The organism is Kitasatospora sp. NPDC059146 (genome assembly GCF_042786665.1).
GTDB lineage: Bacteria > Actinomycetota > Actinomycetes > Streptomycetales > Streptomycetaceae > Kitasatospora.
This window is the reverse complement of record NZ_JBHZCY010000023.1, coordinates 1-22865: the sequence shown is the minus strand read 5'-3', so window position 1 is coordinate 22865 and position 22865 is coordinate 1. Positions and strand designations below refer to the sequence as shown.

18 protein-coding genes and 1 pseudogene are annotated in these 22865 nt (G+C 73.1%); 13 read left to right on the top strand and 6 right to left on the bottom strand.

Features of this window, described 5'->3' with window-relative positions:
• Positions 1-36: 36 nt before the first annotated feature.
• Together ACFXPX_RS13110 and ACFXPX_RS13105 are read right to left on the bottom strand one after the other, a co-directional pair.
• Entirely contained in the window at positions 37-2427 is a 2391-nt protein-coding gene (locus tag ACFXPX_RS13110) for an FtsX-like permease family protein (RefSeq protein WP_380641039.1), read from the bottom strand.
• Positions 2424-3149 carry an ABC transporter ATP-binding protein gene (locus ACFXPX_RS13105; protein WP_380641037.1) on the bottom strand — a complete coding sequence of 242 codons (726 nt, stop codon included), beginning with the start codon at positions 3147-3149 and terminating at the stop codon, positions 2424-2426. The genes ACFXPX_RS13110 and ACFXPX_RS13105 overlap by 4 nt, the downstream gene beginning before the upstream one ends.
• Before the next feature lie 270 nt (positions 3150-3419).
• Between ACFXPX_RS13105 and ACFXPX_RS13100 the strand changes: the two genes are divergently transcribed.
• The 4 genes from ACFXPX_RS13100 to ACFXPX_RS13085 all read left to right on the top strand — a co-directional run bounded on the left by ACFXPX_RS13100 (position 3420) and on the right by ACFXPX_RS13085 (position 7918).
• The gene (locus tag ACFXPX_RS13100; protein WP_380641035.1) at positions 3420-4871 is read left to right on the top strand and encodes a histidine kinase; all 1452 of its coding nucleotides are present in this window, start codon (positions 3420-3422) and stop codon (positions 4869-4871) included.
• Positions 4823-5470, top strand: coding sequence for a response regulator (locus ACFXPX_RS13095; RefSeq protein WP_375891184.1), 648 nt, complete (start codon positions 4823-4825; stop codon positions 5468-5470). Before ACFXPX_RS13100 ends, ACFXPX_RS13095 begins: the two co-directional genes overlap by 49 nt.
• Before the next feature lie 414 nt (positions 5471-5884).
• The gene (locus ACFXPX_RS13090; RefSeq protein ID WP_375891182.1) at positions 5885-6931 is read left to right on the top strand and encodes an isopenicillin N synthase family dioxygenase; all 1047 of its coding nucleotides are present in this window, start codon (positions 5885-5887) and stop codon (positions 6929-6931) included.
• Between the two features lie 192 nt (positions 6932-7123).
• Positions 7124-7918: a MerR family transcriptional regulator gene (locus ACFXPX_RS13085; protein ID WP_380641033.1), complete on the top strand. Its 795-nt coding sequence runs from the start codon at positions 7124-7126 to the stop codon at positions 7916-7918.
• A gap of 107 nt (positions 7919-8025) precedes the next feature.
• On the opposite strand, the gene ACFXPX_RS13080 is transcribed toward ACFXPX_RS13085, so the two are convergent.
• From ACFXPX_RS13080 to ACFXPX_RS13065, 4 genes are all read right to left on the bottom strand, one after another.
• The gene (locus ACFXPX_RS13080; protein WP_380641031.1) at positions 8026-10212 is read right to left on the bottom strand and encodes a 3-hydroxyacyl-CoA dehydrogenase NAD-binding domain-containing protein; all 2187 of its coding nucleotides are present in this window, start codon (positions 10210-10212) and stop codon (positions 8026-8028) included.
• A 39-nt stretch (positions 10213-10251) separates the two neighbouring features.
• Positions 10252-11466: an acetyl-CoA C-acetyltransferase gene (locus ACFXPX_RS13075; protein WP_375891177.1), complete on the bottom strand. Its 1215-nt coding sequence runs from the start codon at positions 11464-11466 to the stop codon at positions 10252-10254.
• 96 nt (positions 11467-11562) lie between these two features.
• Positions 11563-12705, bottom strand: a complete 1143-nt coding sequence (locus ACFXPX_RS13070; protein WP_380641029.1) for an acyl-CoA dehydrogenase family protein — start codon at positions 12703-12705, stop codon at positions 11563-11565.
• Positions 12706-12707: 2 nt separating this feature from the next.
• Entirely contained in the window at positions 12708-13850 is a 1143-nt protein-coding gene (locus ACFXPX_RS13065; protein WP_380641096.1) for a CaiB/BaiF CoA transferase family protein, read from the bottom strand.
• 316 nt (positions 13851-14166) lie between these two features.
• Here ACFXPX_RS13065 and ACFXPX_RS13060 point away from each other — a divergent pair, with 316 nt between their 5' ends.
• From ACFXPX_RS13060 to ACFXPX_RS13020, 9 genes and pseudogenes are all read left to right on the top strand, one after another.
• Positions 14167-14640 (top strand): hypothetical protein, encoded by a 474-nt coding sequence (locus ACFXPX_RS13060; protein ID WP_375891174.1) that lies wholly within the window; start codon positions 14167-14169, stop codon positions 14638-14640.
• 21 nt (positions 14641-14661) lie between these two features.
• Positions 14662-16779 (top strand): hypothetical protein, encoded by a 2118-nt coding sequence (locus ACFXPX_RS13055; RefSeq protein ID WP_380641027.1) that lies wholly within the window; start codon positions 14662-14664, stop codon positions 16777-16779.
• A gap of 4 nt (positions 16780-16783) precedes the next feature.
• Positions 16784-17830: a hypothetical protein gene (locus ACFXPX_RS13050; RefSeq protein ID WP_380641025.1), complete on the top strand. Its 1047-nt coding sequence runs from the start codon at positions 16784-16786 to the stop codon at positions 17828-17830.
• A gap of 74 nt (positions 17831-17904) precedes the next feature.
• Positions 17905-18444 (top strand): GNAT family N-acetyltransferase, encoded by a 540-nt coding sequence (locus ACFXPX_RS13045; protein WP_380641023.1) that lies wholly within the window; start codon positions 17905-17907, stop codon positions 18442-18444.
• Positions 18445-18532: 88 nt separating this feature from the next.
• On the top strand, positions 18533-19570 hold the full coding sequence (locus ACFXPX_RS13040) for a hypothetical protein (RefSeq protein WP_380641021.1): 1038 nt from the start codon (positions 18533-18535) through the stop codon (positions 19568-19570).
• A complete protein-coding gene (locus tag ACFXPX_RS13035; RefSeq protein ID WP_375891164.1) occupies positions 19567-20835 on the top strand; it encodes a sensor histidine kinase in 1269 nt (422 codons plus the stop codon). The genes ACFXPX_RS13040 and ACFXPX_RS13035 overlap by 4 nt, the downstream gene beginning before the upstream one ends.
• On the top strand, positions 20832-21545 hold the full coding sequence (locus ACFXPX_RS13030) for a response regulator (protein WP_380641019.1): 714 nt from the start codon (positions 20832-20834) through the stop codon (positions 21543-21545). The genes ACFXPX_RS13035 and ACFXPX_RS13030 overlap by 4 nt, the downstream gene beginning before the upstream one ends.
• Before the next feature lie 179 nt (positions 21546-21724).
• Positions 21725-22378 (top strand): Pr6Pr family membrane protein, encoded by a 654-nt coding sequence (locus ACFXPX_RS13025; protein ID WP_380641017.1) that lies wholly within the window; start codon positions 21725-21727, stop codon positions 22376-22378.
• Positions 22379-22612: 234 nt separating this feature from the next.
• Positions 22613-22865: pseudogene (locus ACFXPX_RS13020) on the top strand (protease); the annotation flags it as partial.

The following is a 22865-nucleotide window of genomic DNA, read 5'->3' as shown; positions in this document are numbered from 1 at the left end:
CACCCCGCCGGAAGTCGCCCCGGGGGCGCCCCGGCGTCACTCCGTCCGCAGGGCCGTGACCGTCCGGGTGCGGGCGGCCCAGGTCGCGGGCAGGAGGGCGCCGAGCAGGGCCAGCGCCACCCCGCCGCATATCAGCGGCCCCACCACCGACGGGGCGAACACCGTGAGGTCCGCGTCCGGCACCCCGATGCCGGCGGCGCGGGCCATCGCCGGCATCACCAGGTGGTGCACCCCGATCCCGATCGGGACCCCGATCAGCCCGGCCACCAGCCCGCTGCCGCAGACGGAGGTGAGCACCATGCCGACGGTCTGCCGGGGCGACATCCCGAGGGCCTTGAACACCCCCAGGTCGTGCACCCGTTCCCGGGTGTCCAGCAGCACGGTGTTGAGCACCCCGAGCCCCGCGACCACCGCGAGCAGCAGGGTGAGCGTGCCCGCCAGGGTGTTCATCGCCAGCACCACGATGTTGAGGCGGCCCTCACCGGGGTCGGCGCTCAGCCCCATCGGCTTCACCACTGCGTCCAGTCCGTCGGCGTAGGACGGCGCGTCGGTGCCCGAGGTGAGGTCGATGTGGAAGGAGACCGCTTCGGCGTGGATCGCGCCACCGAGTGGCTCCAGCGAGGCGCGGTCCACGAACACCACGTCCTGGGTGGTCATGACCTCCCCGGTGATCTTCGCCGGGGTGGTGCGCCCGTGGTCGGTGAGGGTGACGGTGTCACCGACCTTCTTCTGGTTGGCCCGCAGGAAGGCGGCGCTGACCACCGTCTCGCCGGGGCCGTGGAACCAGTGGCCCGTGACCAGTTGGAAGCCGCTCCAGGAGGCGTCGCCGGTGAAGGCGACCAGTTCGTAGCGATCGGTGGCCCCGGCCACCGTGGCCGCGGCGGGCACGGTGCTGTACCAGGCCCTGGTCCCGGGACGGGATTCGATCGCCTTCACCACGGCCGCCTCGTCCACGTGGTCGACCGGGGCGGAGCCGTCGACCGGGACCTGGACCAGGACCTTGCCCGCGCCGTCCGCCGCCAGGCCGTCCTGGATCGACCCCAGGGAGAGCGTCAGCCCGACGCAGAGGGTGACCCCGGCCGTGCCGAGCACCACCGCGGCGGCGGTGGTCGCCGAGCGGCCCGGCCGGTTCAGCGGGGACGCCAGCCCGAGGCTGAGCGCCCGCGGCACCGGAAGCCGGCCGATCAGGTCCTGCGCCGCGGAGAAGAGGCCCGCCGGACCGGCCCGACCCGTCGTACCCCTGGCCGCCGCCCGCTTGGTGCCGGGCGCCGTCCGGCCGACCGCGAGCGCCTCGACCGTGCGCAGCCGTCCGGCCCTCAGCGCCGGCACCAGCGCGGTGCCGACCACTGCGGCCAGGGCCGCGCCCGCGACCACCACGTCCACCCAGACCGGGATGCCGAGCAGACCGCCGCGCAGGGCCTTGCGGGCCACTCCCAGCACCGGTACGGACAGCAGGTTTCCCCCGAGCACGCCGAGTGCGGTGCCGACCCCGGCGGGGATCAGCGCCTGGCCGACGTAGGCGCGCGCCACCTGGGCCGGGGTGAAGCCCAGGGCCTTGAGGATGCCGATCCGCCGGGTGGCGGCGCTCACGGCGCCGCTGACCACCACGCCGATGATCAGCACCGACATGGCCAGGCCGAGCACTCCGAAGGCCGTGACGAACGGGACGAAGGTCGACGCCGTCCGGTTGGCCTCCTCCCGGGCGGGCCGGTAGGTGGTCGCCTTGGTGAGCGCACCGCTCGGCACCGCGGCGGCGATCGCCGCGTGGTCGGCGTCCACCTCGGCGTCACTGCCCGCGTGGGCGAAGCGGTAGAGGTACTGGGCGGCGGGCGTCGTGCCGGGCGCCGTCAGCCCCGCCACCTGCTCGGGGGCGACCCAGCCGTCCGCGCTCCAGGAGACCGAGTCGGCCAGGCCGACGACCTTGAGCGTCGGGTGCCCGGGCAGGTCGGGGAACTGCGCGGTGTCGCCCACCGACAGCGGGGAGCGCCCGTTCAGGAACACCACCTCGCCGGGGCCCGCGATCCAGCGGCCCCTGGTGACCCGCAGGTCGTCCATCGGGCCGTCCTGGGCCCGGCCGACCAGCGTCATCGGCGGCAGCAGGCTGCCGGCCGGCGGGATCCTGCTGTCCTGGCCGGCCCGCGGCTGGAGGGTGACCGCCGGGTAGGGGCCGGCCGAGGCCGTCACCCCGGGCACGTACGCGGCCGCGGCGAGTTGGGCGGGGCTCGCCTTCGTCGGGTCGTACAGCACGTTGAGGTGGGCACCGTGCTGGTCGGCGAAGGCGCGCTCGTACGGGCCCTGGGCGGCGACCACCAGCCCGAGAGCGAGGATGCACGCCGTCACGGACATCATCGTGGTGAGCACCATGACCAGGGTCTGCACCCGCTTGCGGCCCACCCCCGCCCGGACCACCTTGCCCATCACACTCATGCGCCCACCCCGCTCCGGTCGCCGGGGAGCGACGCGGCGGCCGTGTCCCGGACCAGGCGGCCGTCGAGCAGCTCGATCGTCCGGTCGGCGCAGGCCTCGGCGAGCGCGGTGTCATGGGTGACCAGCAGGATCGTCTGGCCCTCGGCGTTGAGCCCGCGGAGCAGCTCGCGGACGTCGGCGGCGGAGGCGGTGTCCAGCGCCCCGGTCGGCTCGTCCGCCAGCAGCAGCGGCGGACGGTTCATCAGCGCCCGGGCCACCGCGACGCGCTGGCGCTCGCCGCCGGAGAGCCGACCGGGGAAGGCCCTGGCGTGCCGGGCCACCCCGAGCCGCTCCAGCAGCTCCCCGGACCGGGCCCGGGCCGCCTCCCGCCGCATCCCGGCGAGTTGGGCCGGGAGCAGCACGTTGTCCTCGACGTTCAGGTCGTCCAGCAGGTTGAAGAACTGGAACACCATGCCGATCCTGGTCCGCCGGTACTCGGCGAGCGCGGCCTCGCCGAGTTCGTGGACGGCCACGCCGTCCACCTCGACGCCGCCCTCGCTCGGACGGTCGAGGCCGGCGACCAGGTTCAGCAGGGTGGACTTGCCGCTGCCCGAGCGGCCGAGCACGGCCACCGCCTCGCCGGCCCGCACCTCGAGGTCGAGCCCGGCCAGGGCGGGACGGGCTGCGTCGGATCGCTCGTACGTCTTGCTGACGCCGCGGATCCTGATGATCGGCGCGTTCACGGGCCCTCCACGGTTCGGGGTCCGGCTCCGGGAGGCCCGGGACCGGCTGACGGAACATCACGCTACGAAGCCGCGACCGGGCCCGGACAGCCGTCTGGGCGGCCTCCTGGGGGTGTATCCAGATACACCCCGAACTGGGTGTTCAGGCCTAGAGCGCCGGACGATCACGCCGGGCAGACTGACTCTGCGGAAGATCGGGACGGACGCCCACCGAGGGCTCCGGAACACAGACTTCGGGCTCTGCGGGGCCGGGACGGAAAGGGGGCCGACATGGGGGCGGGAGTGATCACCGGGGTGGCTCGACGGCTGGGCCGGGCCTGCGCGGACGGTGTGCGCGCCTGGTACGTGGCGACGATGGCCGTGACGGGGCTGATCTCGCTGCTGGCCGGGCCGATCGTGCTGGGTTCCGCGCTGTTCGGCCCGGACGAGTCCGGGCACTTCGGGCCGGGCGGGCCGCTGATCCTGACGGTGCCACTGGGGCCGGTCGCCCTCTGGGCGCTCTGCTGGGCCACCGGCGGCTCCGGCCGGGCGGTGGGGGCCGTGCTGTTCGCCCCGGGCGCGCTCGCGGTGACGGCGACCCACCTGTACGGCGGCGCCGCGCCCGGCGGCCGGTCCGTCTCGCTCTGGCTGGCACCGTCGCTGCTGGTGCTCGGGCTGTTCGGCGCGCGCTGGATCGCCACCGAGAGCCGACGCGTCGTCGAGCGGTGGAGCGGGCGGCCGGTCCCGGCGCCGTACCACCGCCCGGTCGGCGACGCCGGCGCCTGGCAACGGCTGCGGGCCGGCGGCTGGTTGGCCGACCCGGCGACCTGGCGGGACCTCGCCTGGACGCTCCTCACCGGATCCGCCGTACTGCTGACGGCCGCGGTCGTGGTGCTGACACCGCTCGCGATGGAGGTCTTCGGCCGGAACGGGCTGCTGTTCCCGCTGATGATCGTCTACGGCATGGGCCTCTGGGTGGCCCCGTTCGCCCTCCTGTGGGCCGCACCGCCCGTCCTGAGGGTGCACGAGAGGGCGGCCAGGTCCCTGCTCGGGCCCTCCCGGCAGACCGAACTCGCCCGCCAGGTCAGCCATCTGGCGCGCACCAGGGCGGACACCATCGACGCCGGGGCGGCCGAGCTGCGCCGGATCGAGCGGGACCTCCACGACGGGGCGCAGGCCCGGCTGGTGGCGCTGGGCATGCTGCTGACCGTCGCCGAGCAGGTGAAGCACGACCCGGACGCCCTCGGGCCGCTGCTCGCCGAGGCGCGGACGTCCTCGGTCAAGGCGCTCAGCGAGCTACGGGACTTGGTCCGGGGCATCCATCCCCCGGTGCTGGCCGACCGAGGCCTGGCCGACGCGGTGGAGGCCACCGCGCTGGACCTGCCCCTTCCGGTCACCTTCACCGGCGGGCTGCCCGGCCGGGCGCCGGCCCCGGTGGAGTCGGCCGCCTACTTCGCAGTGAGCGAACTGCTGGCCAACGCGGTGAAACACGCCGGGGCCTCGCACTTGTGGATCGAGATAGGGCACAGTGACGGGCTGCTGCGGATATCGGTCACCGACGACGGGCGCGGAGGCGCGGACCCGTCCCAGGGCACCGGCCTCAGTGGAACCGAACGCCGACTGGCCGCCTTCGACGGGGTACTCGCGATCAGCAGTCCGTCCGGCGGACCGACCATCGTGAACCTGGAGATCCCGTGCGCGTTGTCATCGCCGAAGACCTCTTCCTCCTCCGGGACGGGCTGACCCGGTTGCTGGAGGCCAACGGCATGAAGGTCACCGCGGCGGTCGAGAACGGCGAGCAGCTGCTCGCCGCGATCGCCGCCGACCGGCCCGACATCGCCGTGGTCGACGTGCGGCTGCCGCCGAGCTTCACGGACGAAGGGCTGCGCGCGGCACTCGCGGCCCGGCAGGCCCACCCGGGACTCCCCGTACTGGTGCTCTCACAGTTCGTGGAGCAGCTCTACGCCCGTGAGCTGCTGGCCGGCAGCTCCGGCGGGATCGGCTACCTGCTCAAGGACCGCGTGCTGGACGGTGCCCAGTTCCTCGACGCCGTCCGCCGGGTCTCCCAGGGCGGTACGGCCATGGACCCGGAGGTGATCACCCGACTGCTCACCCACAACTCCTCGGCCGGCCCGGTCTCCACCCTCTCCCCGCGCGAGCGGCAGGTGCTGGCGCTGATGGCCGAGGGCCGCTCCAACGCGGCGATCGCCCAGCAGCTGGTGATCACCGAGCGGGCGGTCGCCAAGCACACCGCGTCGATCTTCGTCCGTCTCGACCTCCAGCCCTCCGACGACGACAACCGCCGGGTCCTGGCCGTCCTGGCCTACCTCAACAACTCCTGAGGGCCTCGACGTCCCCGGAAGGAGACGTCCCCGGAAGGACTGGAGCACGAGGGAGGAGGCAAGGACGGGAGGCAGCGGGACCAAGCAGGCAGGAAGGGAAGCAACTGTGATTGATTGAGCACGGACAAGTGAGGGGTGCCCCTCCGCGCCAGGGGGCTCGCCCTCCACCGAACGGGTCATCTACCCTGGTGAGGTGCTCATCCTTGTTCGCCGCCGCCACGTGGACCTGCTCCGCGTGACGACCATGTCCTGTCGACGCTCCGGCTGAACCTCGCGCCACCCACCCTCACGGCAGCCCCGACGCGGCCGCCACCACCTCCCGGCTACCCGGAGCACCCGCCGCACCAGGCGCGGCTCCGGCCTTCCCTGGTCGACCACCGGGACCAGCCGGGACGAGACCAGCGGATGTCACACATGACGCAGCAGTACACGCCCATATCCGGTACCGGCTCCACCCCGGAGGCGCACCCCGAGGCCCTCCCGGTGATCGACCTCTCGCTCGCCGACGGCAGCCCCGAGGACCGCCGCCGCCTGCACGACGAGCTCCGCGCCGCCGCCACCGGCGTCGGCTTCTTCCAGCTCGTCGGCCACGGCATCACCCCGGAGGAGACGGCCGCGCTCACCGGAGCCATGCGCGCCTTCTTCGCCCTCCCCGAGGCCGACCGGCTCTCCGTGAGCAACCTCAACTCCCCCCACTACCGCGGCTACACCCGCACCGGCGACGAGCGCACCGGCGGCAGCCAGGACTGGCGCGACCAGCTGGACATCGGCGCCGAGCTGCCCCCGCACACCCCCGGAAGCGGCGAGCCCCCGTACTGGTGGCTGGAGGGCCCCAACCAGTGGCCGACGGCGCTGCCCGAGCTGCGCACCGCCGCGCTCGGCTGGATCGACCACCTCGGCGCGGTCGCCCGCCGCCTGCTGCACGAGCTCCTCGCCTCGATCGGCGCCCGCCCCGACTTCTACGACGACGCCTTCGCGGGCCACCCCCACCTGCGGCTCAAGCTGGTCCGCTACCCGGGCACCGCGCCGGACGGCGCCGGCCAGGGCGTCGGCGCCCACAAGGACTACGGGTTCATCACCCTGCTCCTCCAGGACACCGTCGGCGGCCTCCAGGTGGAGCGCCCGGACGGCACCTTCCTGAACGTCCCGCCGCTCGACGGCGCCTTCGTGGTCAACCTCGGCGAGCTGCTGGAGGTGGCCACCGACGGCTACCTCAAGGCGACCAGCCACCGCGTGGTCAGCCCGGCCGGAGCCCGCGAGCGCTACTCCGTCCCGTTCTTCTACAACCCCCGCCTGGACGCCCACGTCGAGCCGCTCGACTTCCCCCTCGCCCACCACGCCCCCGGCGCCACCGAGGACCCGGCCAACCCGCTCTTCGCCGACTTCGGCTTCAACGAGTGGAAGGGCTACACCCGGGCCCACCCCGAGGTCACCCGCCGCCACCACGCCGCCCTCGCCTGACCCGCCACCCGCGAGGGACCCACCGCCTGCGCAGGACCCACAGGCGACCAGAAACCGGCGCCCGCCCCGAACACCGGGGCCGGCGCCGGTTCGCTGTCCCCGGGCCGCCCACCCCATCCGATGGACCTGATCGCACCGCACTGTCACACTGCAGCTGTCACAGCAGGAGTGTGCCAGCGCGGGAGGCAGCAGATGGGGGAGCACGGCGCCGGGGTGGGCGAGGTGCGGCTGACGGTGGACGAGTTGGCGGCGCGGGCCGGGGTGACGGTGCGGACGGTGCGGTTCTACGGGACGAAGGGGCTGCTCCCGCCGCCGGAACTGGGCCCGCGGCGGGTGGGGCTGTACGGGGCCGCGCACCTGGACCGGCTGGGGCTGATCGAGGAGTTGCAGCGGCAGGGGCTGACCCTGGCCGCGATCGAGCGCTACCTGGCCCGGCTGCCGGAGGACAGCACCCCGCTGGGCCTGGCCATCCACCGGGCGCTGGTGGCGTCCTGGACGCCGGAGACCGCCGAGGAGGTGGGCCGCGCCCAGTTGGAGCGGAGGGCCGGTCGGGGGTTGTCGGAGGAGCAGGTGGAACGCCTGGTCGCGATGGGGGCGCTGGAGCGCACCGCCGACCCGGAGGTGTTCCGGACGGATCCGGGCCTGCTGCCGCTGGGCGTGCGGATCCTGGACGTGCCGATCCCGCTGGAGACGCTGCTGGCCGCCCGGGCGGTGGTGGTGGAGCACAGCCGGGCGACCGCGCGGGAGTTGCAGCGGCTGTTCCGGGAGACGGTCTGGAAGCCGTACCGGGAGAGCGAGCCGGATCCGACGGAGCTGGCCCGGATGAAGGAGCTGACCGACCACATCCAGCCGATGGTGGCGCAGGCGCTGGTCACCGCGTTCCAACGCTTCCTGCGCGAGGAGTTGGGCGACGAGCTGGGCGAGGAGCCGATCGAGAAGTCGGGCGAGAGGTCGGGCGAGGAGTCGGGCGGGGAAACCGGCAACTAGCAGGAGCCGGGTGGGGCCGTGCCCTCGCGCGCACGCCCCCACCCGGCCCGCCCGCCCTGTCCCGGGCAGTCGGTGAGGATCAGTCAGTGACGATCAGTCGGTGAAGATCAGTCGGTGAAGGTCCGCCCCTCCGCCGCGATCCGCTCCAGCAGGGCCGGCGGCGCGAACCGCTCGCCGTAGGCGGCGGCGAGCTCGCGGGCGCGGGCCGCGAAACCGGCCGGGCCGCCCGGGTAACCGTTGATGTACTGGAAGACGCCGCCCGTCCAGGCCGGGAAGCCGATGCCCAGGATGGAGCCCACGTTGGCGTCGGCGACCGAGGTGAGCACGCCCTCCTCCAGGCAGCGCACCGAGTCGATCGCCTCGCTGAACAGCATCCGCTCCTTGAGGTCCTCGAACGGGACCTCCGCGGGGTCGACCGGTCCGGCGCCACCGGCGAAGTGCTCCAGCAGCCCCGGCCAGAGCCGGCCGCGCTTGCCGTCCGCGCCGTACTCGTAGAAGCCCGCGCCGCCGCTGCGCCCGGGGCGGCCGAACTCGTCGACCATCCGGTCCACCACCGCGTCCGCCGGGTGCGGGGTCCAGGTGCCGCCGGCGGCCTCGACCGCGCGCCGGTACTCGTCGCGGATCTTGCGCGGCAGGGTGAGGGTGAGCTCGTCCATCAGGGAGAGCACCTTGGCGGGATAGCCGGCCTGGGCGGCGGCCTGCTCGACGGAGGCCGGGTGGATGCCCTCGCCGACCATGGCGACGCCCTCGTTGAGGAACTGGCCGATCACCCGCGAGGTGAAGAAGCCCCGGGAGTCGTTGACCACGATCGGGGTCCTGTCGATCTGCCGGACCAAGTCGAAGGCGCGGGCGAGCGCCTCGTCGCCGGTCTGCGGGCCCCGGATGATCTCGACCAGGCGCATCTTGTCGACCGGCGAGAAGAAGTGCAGGCCGATGAAGTCGCCGGTGCGCCGGACGCCTTCGGCGAGCACGCCGATCGGCAGGGTGGAGGTGTTGGAGCAGAGCAGCGCGTCCGGGGCGACCACGCCCTCGATCTCCTGGAACACCTTGTGCTTGAGCTCGGTGTTCTCGAAGACGGCCTCGATCACCGCGTCGCAGCCGGCCAGGTCGGCGGCGTCGCCGGTGGGGGTGATCCGGGCCAGCAGCTCGTCGCGCTGCGCCTCGGTGGAGCGGCCGCGGGCGATCGCCTTGTTCAGCAGGCCCTCGGAGTAGGCCTTTCCGCGCTCGGCGGCCTCGGTGCTGACGTCCTTGAGCACGACCTCGATGCCGGCCTTGGCGCAGGCGTACGCGATGCCGGCACCCATCATCCCGGCGCCGAGCACCGCGACCTTGCGGACCAGCTGCTTCTCGACGTCCTTGGGCCGCCCCGCGCCGGAGTTGACCGCCTGCATGTCGAAGAACAGCGCCTGGATCATGTTCTTGCTGGTCTGCCCGCAGGCCAGCTCGGTGAAGTAGCGGGCCTCGATCACCATCGCGGTGTCGACGTCGACCTGGCTGCTCTCCACCGCGGTGGCCAGCACGTTGCGCGGGGCCGGGTAGGGCGCGCCGTTGAGCTGCTTGCGCAGGTTGGCCGGGAAGGCGGGCAGGTTGGCGGCGAAGGCGGGGGTGGCGGGGGTGCCGCCGGGAATCTTGTAGCCCTTGACGTCCCAGGGCTGGACGGCGGTCGGGTTGGCCTCGATCCAGGCCTTCGCCCGGGCCGTCAACTCCTCCGGGGTGTCGACCAGTTCGTGCACCAGTCCGTGCTCCAGCGCCTGCGCCGGGCGGTACTGGCGGCCCTGCAGCAGGAACTTCAGCAGGGCGTCGGTGATGCCGAACAGCCGCACCGTGCGGACCACGCCGCCGCCGCCCGGGAGCAGGCCGAGGGTGACCTCGGGCAGGCCGATCCGGCTGGCGGGGGTGTCCAGCGCGATCCGGTGGTGGCAGGCGAGGGCGATCTCCAGACCGCCGCCGAGGGCGCTGCCGTTGACGGCGGCGACGACCGGCTTGCCGAGGGTCTCCAGCTTGCGCAGCGAGCGCTTGATCCGCATGGACTTCTCGAAGACGGCCTCGGCGTCCTCGGGGCGGGCGGCGGACAGCATCCGCAGGTCTCCCCCGGCGAAGAAGGTCTTCTTGCCGGAGGTGACCACCACGCCGCGCAACGCGTCGCCGAGGCCGGCCAGCCGCTCGACGGTGGCCTCGAAGTCGGCCGTGAAGGCCTCGTTCATGGTGTTGACGGACTGGGTGGGGTCGTCGAGGACGAGGGTGACCACGCCGTCCCGGTCCTGCTCCCAGCGGATGGTGGTGGTGTCGCTCATGGGTTCAAGGTCTCCAGGTCTACCGGGGGGAGAGGGGGATCAGACGCGCTCGACGATGGTGGCGACGCCCATGCCGCCGCCCACGCACAGGGTGATCAGGCCGTAGCGCAGGTCGCGCCGCTCCAGCTCGTCGACGACGGTGCCGAGCAGCATCGCGCCGGTCGCGCCGAGCGGGTGGCCGAGCGCGATCGCGCCGCCGTTGACGTTCACCTGGTCCGGCCGGAAGCCGAGTTCGCCGATGAAGCGCAGGGCGACCGCCGCGAAGGCCTCGTTGATCTCGACCAGGTCGATGTCGGCGGCGGTGAGCCCGGCCTTGGCGAGGGCCTTGCGGGTGGCCGGGGCGGGGCCGGTCAGCATGATGGTCGGCTCGGAGCCGGACACGGCCGCGGAGACGATCCGGGCGCGCGGGCGCAGCCCGTACCGCTCGCCGACCTCGCGGTTGCCGATCGCGACGAGGGCGGCGCCGTCCACGATGCCGGAGGAGTTGCCCGCGTGGTGGACGTGGTCGATGGCCTCCACCCAGTGGTACTTCTGCAGGGCGACGGCGTCGAAGCCGCCGGCCTCGCCGATCGCGGCGAAGGAGGGCTTGAGGCCGGCCAGGGTCTCGACGGTGGTGCCGGGGCGGATGAACTCGTCGCGCTCCAGCACGACCAGGCCGTTGCGGTCGCGCACCGGGACCACCGAGCGGTCGAACAGGCCGTCCGCCTGCGCCTTGGCGGCGCGCGCCTGGGACTCGGCGGCGAAGGCGTCCACGTCGGTGCGGGAGAAGCCCCCGATGGTGGCGATGAGGTCGGCGCCGATGCCCTGCGGGGCGAAGTTGGTCTCGTACGAGGTCATCGGGTCGGCGAACCAGGCGCCGCCGTCCGAGGCCATCTTGACCCGGGACATCGACTCCACGCCGCCGGCCAGGATCAGGTCCTCCCAGCCCGAACGGACCTTGGCGGCGGCCAGGTTGACGGCTTCCAGGCCCGAGGCGCAGAAGCGGTTCTCCTGGACGCCGGCCACCGTGTCGGGCAGGCCGGCCGCGATGGCGGCGATCCGGGCGATGTCGGAGCCCTGGTCGCCGATCGGGCTGACCACGCCGAGCACGATGTCGTCGATCGCCGCCGGGTCCAACTCGGGGTAGCGGCGGCGGATCTCGTGGATCAGGCCGACGACCAGGTCGATCGGCTTGGTGCCGTGCAGCGAGCCGGTGGCCTTGCCGCGGCCGCGCGGGGTGCGGATCGCGTCGTAGACGTACGCTTCGGTGGTCACGATGGGGATGCCTTTCGGGGCGGGGCCGGGCGGAGCGGAGCGGGGTTGGCTGAACGGGGCGGGGCGAGACGGGGCGGAGCGGGGTCGGCGGAGGGGTCAGCCGAGGATGGAGCGGCCGACGATCTCCTTCATGATCTCGGTGGTGCCGCCGTAGATCGTCTGGATGCGGCCGTCGGTGAACGCCCGGGCGACCGGGAACTCGCTCATGTACCCGTAGCCGCCGTGGAGTTGGAGGCAGCGGTCGGCCGTGCGCTTCTGCAGTTCGGTGGCCCACCACTTGGCCATCGAGGCGTCCGCCGGGGTGAGCGCGTAGCGGTTGTGCTCGGTGATGCAGCGGTCGACGAAGGTCCGGGTGATCGCGCACTCGGTGACCAGTTCGGCGATCTCGAAGCGCACGTGCTGGAGCTTGGCCAGCGGCCGTCCGAAGGCCTCGCGCTGCTTGACGTAGTCGGTGGTGATCTCGACCAGGTACTCGGCACCGGCGATCGCCGCGGCGGCGATGGTGAGCCGCTCCTGGGCGAGGTTCTGCATCAGGTGGACGAAGCCGCCGTTGAGCTCGCCGAGCAGGTTCTCCTTCGGCACCCGGACGTCCTCGAAGAACAACTCGGCGGTGTCCTGGGCCTTCTGGCCGATCTTGTCGAGGTTGCGGCCGCGCTCGAACCCGGGCGTCCCGCGCTCGACCACCAGCAGGCTCAGCCCGTGCGCACCGCCCTCCGGCGTGGTCCGGGCGACCACGACGACCAGGTCGGCCAGGATGCCGTTGGAGATGAAGGTCTTGGCGCCGTTCAGCACGAAGTGGTCGCCCCGGTCCACCGCCTGGGTGCGGATGCCCTGGAGGTCGGAACCGGTGCCGGGCTCGGTCATCGCGATCGCGGTGATCAGCTCACCGCTGCAGAAGCCGGGCAGCCAGCGCCGCTTCTGCTCCTCGGTGGCGAGCGAGGTGAGGTACGGGCCGATGATGTCGTTGTGCAACCCGATCGCCAGCCCCGACGCACCGGCCCGGGCGAACTCCTCGGCCACCACGGCGGCGTAGCGGAAGTCGGGCGAACCGCCGCCACCGAACTCCTCGGGCACCGCGATGCCCAGCAGGCCCTGCCGGCCCGCCGCCAGCCAGACCGAGCGGTCGACGATGCCCGCCTTCTCCCAGCGGTCGTAGTGCGGCAGCACCTCCTTGGCGAGGAAGGCCTTCACGGTGGCCCGGAAGTCCTCGTGCTGCTCGGTGAAGATCTCGCGCTGCAACGCTACTCCCCTTGTTCGGTCGCGGAGTTGAGAGGTTCGGTGGTGGCGGCCGGCGGGTGGAGCGCCGGCAGGCCCCAGTCCCGGGCCACCTCCGCGGTGTCCGCGCCCGGGCGGGTCGGCGGGCGGCGCAGCGCCCCGGGGGTGGCGGAGAACCGCGGGGCGGGGGCGGGCTGGGTGACGCCATCCGCCTCGACGTACGTACCGCGCGCCAACAGGTGCTCCTCGGCAGCGGCCTGACGCATCGTCAGCACCGGTTCCACGCAGGCGTCGGAGCCCGCGAAGACGGCCTCCCACTCGGCCCTGGTCCGGGTGGCGAAGCGGGCGGCGATCAGGGCCCGCAGTTCGGGCCAGCGGGCTAGGTCGTACTGGCCGGGCGCGTCCGGGCCCAGCTCCAGCAGGCGGGCGAACTCCGCGTAGAACCGGGGCTCCAGGGCGCCCACCGCGAGGTGCCCGCCGTCGGCGGCCCGGTAGAGCGCGTAGAACGGGGCGCCGCCGTCCAGCAGGTTGACGCCCCGGCGGTCCTGCCAGTGACCGGCCGCGAGCAGGCCCCAGAGCATGCTGCCCAGGTGCGCCGCGCCGTCCACGATCGCGGCGTCCACCACCTGCCCGGCACCGGTGACTCGGGCGTGGTGCAGCCCGGCGAGCAGGCCGATCACCAGGTAGAGCGAGCCGCCCGCGTAGTCGCCGAGCAGGTTCGCCGGGATCCCGGGCGGCGCCTCGGCCCCGCCCTCCGCGGCGACCAGCCCGAGCACCCCGGCCACCGCCGCGTACCCGAGGTCGTGCCCGGCGGTGGCGGCCCGCGGACCGTGCTGGCCCCACCCGGTCATCCGCCCGTACACCAGGGCCGGATTGCGCGCCAGGCACACCTCGGGGCCCACCCCGAGCCGCTCCGCCACCCCCGGCCGGTAGCCCTCGATCAGCAGGTCGGCCCGCTCGACCAGGCCCAGCACCAGGCCGGGCCCCTCCGGCGACTTGAGGTCCACCAGCACCGACCGCTTGTTCCGGTTGGTCAGGTCGTACGCCGGGTCCGTCCCGAGCGGCGAGGGCTCCGGGCGGTCCACCCGCACCACGTCCGCCCCGAGGTCACCCAGCAGCATGGCCGCGAACGGCCCCGGCCCGATCCCGGCGAGTTCGACCACCCGCACCCCTGCCAACGGGCCGGAGCCGGCGGCCGTACTGGTTGTGTCACGCACTGGCTGCAGACCCTCCGGGGTTTGACAGTAAAGCTGTAACACTCGCGATGATAGGGAAGCGACCGGCCGGTAACAAGCCCTCGGCCCCGCGGCCGCGTCGCCGGACACCCGCCAACTCCCCCCTGACGAAACCTTGATGGAGCCGATCACAGCCAGTGCAACCGGCGGCACGGAAGGTGCGTCGGTGTACTGACGGAGCCGACCTGTACGGTCGTCATGCCGAAGGGGGCGTGCGAACCCCCGCCGACCAGGGGAGGAACACGCAGACATGGGCAGCCCGTACTTCACCACCGGGCCGGTCGCCCCGGCCACGGACCCGATGCCGAGCACGACGGCCAAGAAGTCGCCGTACGCGAACCCGGCGGCCCCGGGCGACGGCGGCAACACCGTGCCCCCTTTCCCGCTGATCCCCCCGGGCAAGCCGACCACCCAACTGGACACCCCGTACGAGCTCACCGCCTCGGCCGGACTGGCCCGCCAGATCGCCACCGACCTCGACGGCGCCAACAGCAAGGCCGGGCCCGGCGCGCACAGCCTCACCGAATACGCGAGCACCGCCTCGACCAAGATCCGCGGCTTCTCCTTCGGCGGCGCCCTCACCGGCAGCACCGAACGGTGGCTGCAGCAGTGCAAGACCTTGCACGACAAGGTCACCGGTGCCGCCAACAGCCTCGACCGGACCCGCGAGTACTACCACGGCAACGAGATCACCACCGTCGCCGACCTCCGCGCGGCCCGCTAGAAAGACAGGGGGAACAGAGAGATGGTGTCCTTCAAGGAACTTCACGAGGCCGAGTTCTCCGCGGTCTCCGACGCCGCCGAGGCGTGGGCCGGGGTCGCCAAGGCCCTCACCGCCTTGGACGGCCGGGTCACCAAGGACCTCACCAGCACCCCGCAGCGGGCCGGCTGGAAGGGCGCGGCCGCCGACGAGGCGACCAAGGTGATGCAGGGCATCGACGGCGACTTCAAACAGGCCTCGGCCGTCGCCACCGCCCTCGCCGCGATCATGAAGACCGCTGCCGAGGACTTCGCCGCCGCCCGCCGCGACCTCGACACGGCACTCCACGACGCCCAGGCACAGGACCTGACGGTCTCGGCGGACGGCACCGTCAGTTGGACGCTGCCGAAGGAGGCGAGGAACGATCCGGACAGCAGGCTGCTGGCCCAGGACCTGGACGCCAAGGCCAAGGCCATCTCGGCCCGCCTGACCAAGGCCGTCCAGAAGGCCACCGCCGCCGACCAGCGCGCCTCGGTCGACCTCCAGGCCGACATCGGCACCAGCACCACCGCCTTCAACCCCACCCCCGGCGGCAGCGGCCCGGTCGCCGACGCCAAGCGCGCGACCGACCTGATGTCCAAGGGCGGCAGCCTCTCCGACGACCAGCTCAAGCAGTTGCAGGCCCTGCTGGCCGCCAACGCGGAGAACAAGGACTTCTCCACCACCCTGCTCAACGGCCTCAACTACGGCGGCAAGACCGGCCCGGAAGCCTTCCTGGAGTACAGCAAGGCCTACGGTGACCTCGCCCACGCCAACCACAACGCCAAGGGCTACCAGGACGTCTACGGCAACCTGTCGGTGGTCCTCGCCACCGCCACCCGCGACGGCGGCATGGGCAAGGGGTGGGAGGACGGGCTGCTGGCGGCCGCCCGCCGCCCGGGCGGCTCGGCAGCGGGCTGGAACGACAATTTCCCGGCACTGACAGCGCTGATGGGAGCAGGCGGCAGGTACGACAAGGCCTTCCTGGTGAAGGTGAGCGACGACCTGGTCGACTACGAGCGCAACAGCAAGGCCAAGGGCAGTGACCTGTGGGGGCCGAACTGGTCCGCCAGGGAAGGCGATCCACTGGGCCCCTTGATGAAGCAGCTGAGGACCGACCCTGCGGCGGCCGGGGAGTTCCTCGACCCGGGCCGCAACAAGAACCTCACCTACCTGCTCAAGGACCGCGCGTGGCCCGACGCCGACCTGGAGGGCAAGCTGTCCGCCGACGAGCTGCGCAACAGCTCCCACGGACTGTTCGGCCAGGTACTGGAATCGGCTACGACCGGCCGCGAACCCGGCAGCACGCAGCCGCCGGTACGACTGCACGACGCGACGATGACGCGGATCATGGACTCCACGCTCTCGACGCTCGGTGGCGACAGGGCCGGCCACGAGAACGACCTGTCCCCCGCCCTTCGCCGGCCGCTGGCCGACATGGTCAGTGACTACGTGGCGGACACCCACGACATCCTCAGCAAGGACCTCCCCGGCCCGTCCCAGCCCGGAGGACTGAACGCCACCCGGGAACAGCTCCTCCGGGTGATCCGCGGCACCGCCGAGGACCCGGACTCGTACGCCCTGATCCACCTGGCCGAGACCCAGGAGGTGGCTCGACGGATGGCCGAGTACGGACCGGAGGCGTTCAAGGACGTCAACGGCCGACCGGATCCGAGGTTCGAGAGCTTCGTGAACGAAGCCGGAAAGGCCTTCGGCGCGCTCGACGCCGTTCAGGCGGACACCATCTCGGACCACAAGTCCGACGAGCAGTTCAAGGTCAACTGGAAGGCCAAGATGGACTACCACTACGTCGGCACGCTCGCCAACATGCTGCCGGGCAAGGACTGGCTGCCGGTCGGGGACATCGCCCAGCGGTACGTCGACGTCGCCACCTCCGAGTGGGCGAACAAGGTCAACGCGGCGCTCGACACCAAGGCGCAGGGTGACCTCAGCAGCCTCTACACCACCGGGCAGTCGCAGATGCAGGTCATGCTCAAGCGGAAGGCCGATGACTTGGGTGTGCCGGGTCGTGACGCCCTGCTCGCCCAACTGACCGACTCGGCCAACATCCACTACTACACGTCGATCACCCAGGCCCACAACGCCGCCTTCGGGAAGGGCTGATCCCGTGACGACAGGACAGCGCGGGACTGGCGGCACGCCGGACGGCAGTGGCGACGCAGACCCGGACCGGCGCGGGTTCACCACCTGGCCGCTCCGGGTCCGGGCGGCGGTCGCCGTCACGGGGGTGGCGGCGGTACTGGCCGGAGCGGGGGCGTTCCTCGCGAACAACCTGAGCAATGCCTTCGGGCCGGACAGCGTGTGCGGTGGCGCTGTGAGTGCCGACGCGCTCACCGCCGCACTCGGATCGGGCAGGGTCGGCGAGCACACGTACGGCAACGGGCAGCTGCGCAACGGCACCGCGTTCTGCGTGGCGACGGTGAGTCGTGGAATCTTCGGGAGCGACCGGTCCGTCACGGTGGAACTCCGCGAGAACACCGGCCTCTCCGCCCTCACGGACGACTCCGCAGCCCGGCTGTTCGCCGCTTCGGCCAACGGAGGTGCGGCCGGCGCGGCCTCCGACCACCGGGCGTGGGCACTGCTCCCCGAGGGTTGCGGCAACGGGTTGCGGGTCACGGTCAGTTCGGGTGGCGACGACGGACGCGGGGCCCGAAACCTCGCAGAGTTCTCCGTGACGGTGGCCAATCGGATCGCGGGCCAGCGAACCTGCGGATCGACGCCGATGCCGGCACCGCACGTCCTGTCGGAGGCCGGAGCGGACCACGACCTCAACCTCGACGCCGTCTGTGGCCTGCCCGGGTTCACCCTGCCCGACCTGCCGGGGAACCACGGTCTCCGGGAGATGGCGACCACCGCCACCGACCCCCTGTGGGCTTGCCGCATCCACACGGACGCGAACCCCGGCCCCTCCGCCTCCCTCACCATCGGCACCGAGCCGCGGCTCCTGACCTCGACCGCCCCGAAGGACGAACCGGGGCTCGGCCGGGCCCGCTGGGTCGGAGCGGACGAGATGGTGACGTCCTGCCAGGGCAAGCCCACCGTCTTCCGGTTGAGCTGGGACGGTGCCCAGAAGCTCATCCCCAACGGCGACGAGACCTGGAAGCAGTTCCTCGTCGCCGGGGGCAAGGCGATCGGGTGTGAGCCGATCCTGTAGGAAATGGACGGGCGGGTGTCGGCGTAATGGTCTATCGTGCTATCGGACCATTACGCACCGCAGGGGGAGCCTCCATGACCACCACTGATCTGCCCACCGATGCCCGCACGGTCGTCGCCGTGTCCGAGCGGCTGGTGTTGAGCCGGCCGCAGGAGGGGGACGCGGAGGCGATGTTCGCGATCCACGGGGATCCGGAGACCAACCGGTACAACCTGGACGGGCCGCAGCGGGATCTCGGGGCGGCGCGGGAGCAGTTGGCCGGGTTCATCGCGGACTGGCCGCGGGACGGGGTGGGGTACTGCATGGTGGCGACCCGGGAGGAGCCGGGGGTGGTGATCGGGGTCGCCGGGCTGTTCCTGCACTCGCTGGACGGGGAGCCGGTGTTCAACCTGTACTACCGGTTCCGGCCGTCGGCGTGGGGCAAGGGGTACGCGGCGGAGGCGTGCCGGGCGGCGATGGCGGAGGCGCTGCCGCGGTTCCCCGGGATTCCGGTGACGGCGCTGATCAGGGCGGACAATCTGCCGTCGCGCCGGCTGGCCGAGCGGCTCGGGCTGGTGCCGGACCCGGACGGGCGGGTCGACCAGGAGGACCGGCTGATCCACCGGATGGCGTAGGGAGGGGCCGGAGATCCCCCGCCGGGGGGAGGGGGATCGCACCCCGGGCCGAGGCCGCGGCCCGGGGTGGGGCGGCAGCGTAGGGGGCATGAGGCGCAAGGAAGACGTGGTGCGGGGGGCGGCGGCCGGGATCGCGATGGCCGCCACGGTGCCCTATCTGACGCTGAAACTGCTGTGGCTGTCCGGCTCCCCCGTGGGCGTGCGCGACGCGAAGGCGTTGGACGGGCTGTGGACGCTCAACCTCCTCACCTTCGGCATGGAGGTGGTCGCGCTGCTGCTCGCGCTCGCCTTCGTCCGGCCGTGGGGGCGGCGGGCCCCGGCCGCACTGGTGGCGTTCCCGATGTGGGTGGCGACCGGGCTGCTGGGGACGATCCTGGTGGTCGTCCCACTGGACCTGCTGGGCTCGCTGGTGTTCGGGGCGGAGCACCGGACGGCGGCGCAGCAGGCCGACGACGGCCTGGCGGGGTGGGTGTACGCCGTGGTCTACGGGGGCTTCGGGGTGCAGGGCGCCGCCCTGTTCACCGCGTTCGCGCTGTACGCCCGCCGACGCTGGACGGGCCTGCTCCACGACCGGATCGGCGACCTGCCCGACTCCCCCACCCGCAACGTGCAGCGGGCCTTCGCCGTGGTGGCCGCGCTGGTCGCGCTGGGGGTCGCGACGGCCCGGGCGTACTGGGCGGCGGGCGGGACGGTGGGACTGCCGCTGCGGATGGCCGAGGAGTACGACCGGTCGATGGCGACGATGGACGCGGCCACCGCCGTGACCGCCGTCGCCGCGGCCCTGGCCCTGCTGGTGCTGGGCTTCCGGATCGGGCCGCGACGGCGGCTGCGGGTGCCGCTGCTGGTGGCCTGGACCGGCGCGGGCTCGCTGTTCGGCTGGGGCGGCTTCCTGCTGGTGGCGTTCGGGACCTCGACGACGGTGCCGGACCTGCCGCGGGCCGTACCGGGGTTCCTGGCCCTGGTGGAGGCCGGGCAGTTCACGGCCGGGGCCCTGATGCTGGCCGCGGGCGCGGTGGCCCTGACCGAACGGGGGGCCGCGCCCGGCCGGGGAGCCGGACCCGACGGCACTGACGGGCCCGACGGCACTGACGGCCCCGGCGGTGCTGACGTAAAGTCGCCCGGGTGAGTACGGGGGGCCGCCGGATCCGGCGGGCGGGCGAGGTGTTGTTCGGACGGCGGGCCCGACTGCGCTGGGTGCACCTGGTGCTGGGCGGCGCGCTGCTGATGCCCTACTACCTGCTGTCGACGGTGGGACTCGGGGCGCTCAACCCGAACCAGGGCCACGCCCGCCAACTGCTGTTGCAGATGCTGTCGTTGTTCACCTCGCTGCCGATGGCCGCGGTGACCGCGCTGGTGCCGACCGTCCGGGGGCTGGAGGGCGCGGCCGCCCGGGCGCTGTGCGCGGTGGCCCGGCCGGAGGAACTGGCCACCGGGCCGTCCCGGTCCTGGGCCGCCCGGTGGCGGACCGCCGCGTTCTTCGTGCTGCACCTGTTCACCGGCGGGGTGGTCGCCGGGATGACGCTGGCCGGGGCGCCCTTCGCGGTGGTGCTGATGTTCGGCCTCATCGGGTCCGAGGACCTCTCCGGCTACTGGACGGACCGCTTCCCCGGCTGGATGCTCACCGGCCCCGCACTGGGCCTGGCCGTTCTGCTGCTGATCGTCGTCAGCAACGCCGGCTGCGGTGCGCTGCTGGCCCGTTGGGCTCCCAGGCTGCTCGGCCCCACCCCGGAGGAGCGGCTGGCCGCCGCCGAACGGCGTGCCACCGTGCTCGCCCAGCGCAACCGGCTGGCCCGGGAACTGCACGACTCGGTCGGGCACGCGCTCAGCGCGGTCGGCATCCAGGCCTCGGCGGCCGCCCGGGTGCTGCGCACCGACCCGGACTTCGCCGCGGAGGCGCTGCGCGCGATCGAGGAGACCGCGCGCGGGGCCGTCGCCGAACTGGACACCGTGCTGGGGCTGTTGCGCGAGGAGGAGGACGGTGGCACCGGACCGGCCGGGCCCACGCTGGCCGGGCTGGACGACCTGCTGCGCCAACTCGCCCGCACCGGCGTGACGGTGGACGCCGAGCTGGCGCCCGGCCTGGGCGCACTGCCCGCCGGGGTCTCCCGCGAGGCGTACCGGATCGTCCAGGAGGGCCTGACCAATGTGCTCCGGCACGCCGGGCCCGCCCCGGCGGGGCTGCGGGTCGCGCTGGACGCGGGCCGACTGGAGATCGAACTGACCAACCCGCTGGGCGCGGCCCGCCCGAGCCGCCCCGGCGGCGGGCGCGGGCTGCGCGGGATCGGGGAACGGGCGGCGGCCCTGCGCGGCGGGAGCGCCGTCGGGCCGAGCGAGGACGGGACGACGTGGCGGCTGGCCGTGTGGCTGCCGCTGGGAGGGACTGGGGGATGAACGACGGCAACGGTACGGGGGACGGCGCGCGGGGCGGCACGGAGGGCGGGCCCATCCGCGTGGTGATCGCGGACGACGAGCGCCTGGTCCGGATGGGCCTGCGGGTGGTGATCGACGCCGAACCGGACCTCTCCGTGGTCGGCGAGGCCGCCGACGGCGCCGAGGTCGTACCGCTGGTGCGCGAACTGCGCCCGGACGTGGTGCTGATGGACGTCCGGATGCCCGGCATCGACGGGATCCGGGCCACCGAGCAGCTGGTCCGCGGGATGGCCGAGCCACCGCGGATCCTGGTGGTCACCACTTTCGAGCACGACGACCACGTGTACGACGCGCTGCGCGCGGGCGCGGCCGGCTTCCTGTTGAAGCGGGCCCGGGCCGAGGAGATGGTGCAGGCGGTGCGACTGGTCGCGCGCGGTGACTCGCTGCTGTTCCCGGCGGCGGTGCGCGAACTCGCGCTGCGGCACGGCGCGGACGGCCGCCGGGAGGCCGCCGCGGACCGGGGGCCGATCGGGCGGCTAACCGAACGGGAGGGCCAGGTGCTGCGGTTGATGGCCACCGGACTCAACAACGCGGAGATCGCGCGGCAGTTGGTGGTGAGCCAGGAGACGGTGAAGACCCACGTCGGCAGCGTGCTGGCCAAGCTGGGCGCCCGGGACCGCACCCAGGCCGTGATCGCGGCCTACGAATCGGGCTTCGTCCTGCCGGGGTGACCGAAGGGGGCCGCGACGGTTCCGCCGCGGTTCGGCGGCGGTTCCACAGCGGTTCGGCGGCGGTTCGGCGGCAGAAGTTCGTACACAAGTTCCCTCGATGGGTACCACCGAGTAGAGTGCGATCTTCCCCTCCGAACGTCCGATACCTCCCGTATCGCCTGGAACGAACTGGTGGCCGCATGACCGTCCGGACCCGTCCCGCGCTGTGGTGGCGCATGGGCATCGTGCTCTCGGCCGGCCTCGGCCTGACCCTCGGGGACGCGTCGCTGGTGTACTTCACCGTGCAGAGCAACGTCATCGTGCTCGGCTACTTCATCGGCGCGGTGTACTGGATGCTCCAGCGCGACACCGTGGACGCGCCCGCGCCCCGGCTGCGCGGGGCCGCCACGCTGTACATCCTGATCACCGGACTGGTCTCGCACGTCCTGCTCCAGCACGGCGCCAGCCCGCTGCCCGGACTGGTCGACGGGCCGGACCGGCTGGCGCACTGGTCCTCCTTCCTCCTGCACTACGTCACGCCGGTGATGGTGCTGGTCGACTGGGTGGCGTTGAAGCCGCGCAATGCGTCGACCTGGAAGAACCTCCCGCTCTGGCTGGCCTTCCCGCTCGGCTACGCGGCGATCGTGCTCGCCCGCAACGCGCTGTTCGCCGACTTCCCGAGGCCCTACCCGTACTTCTTCTTCGACCCGACGACCAAGGGCTACGGCTACGTCTGGGGCCAGATAGCCCAGCTGACGGTCGAGTTCATCGTGCTCGGCGCGGCCGTCGTCGGGCTGGACCGGCTGGGCACCCTGGTCGCGGACAGGTGGAAGCGGGAAGAGGCGCAGGAGTAGGAGAGGCGGACGCGGCCGGCCTCGGATCCGCCACGACGGATTTCCACCCGCCGTCAAAAGGGTTTGCCGTCCATCCCTCCCGAGGTGGTTCGACCGGGCGTGCGAGTGGGCCCGGAGGAGGGGACGGGAGCGGCGCGTCGGATGACGACCGGGCGGTGCGGGCGACCGTAGCGTCGTGGGCACGGTGGCGGAGGGGTTCCGCGGGGGAGGCCGGACACTCGGCGGAGGCCGGACATGCAGCAGAGTCGGCGGGGGTCGAACATCGAGCAGGGTCGGCGGAGGCCGAACCTCGAACAGGGACGGCGGGGGCCGAGGGCGAGGTCCCGGAAGGTCGCCAGGGCGGCGGCCACCACCACGGCGCTGGCGACGGCACTGGTGCTCGCCACGGCGGTCGGGCCGGCGGCGGGGACGGCGGCCGCCGCCGAGGGGCGGCCGGGGAGTCCGCCGACCGGAGTCTGGCGGATGGACGGCTACGGCACGGTGGTCG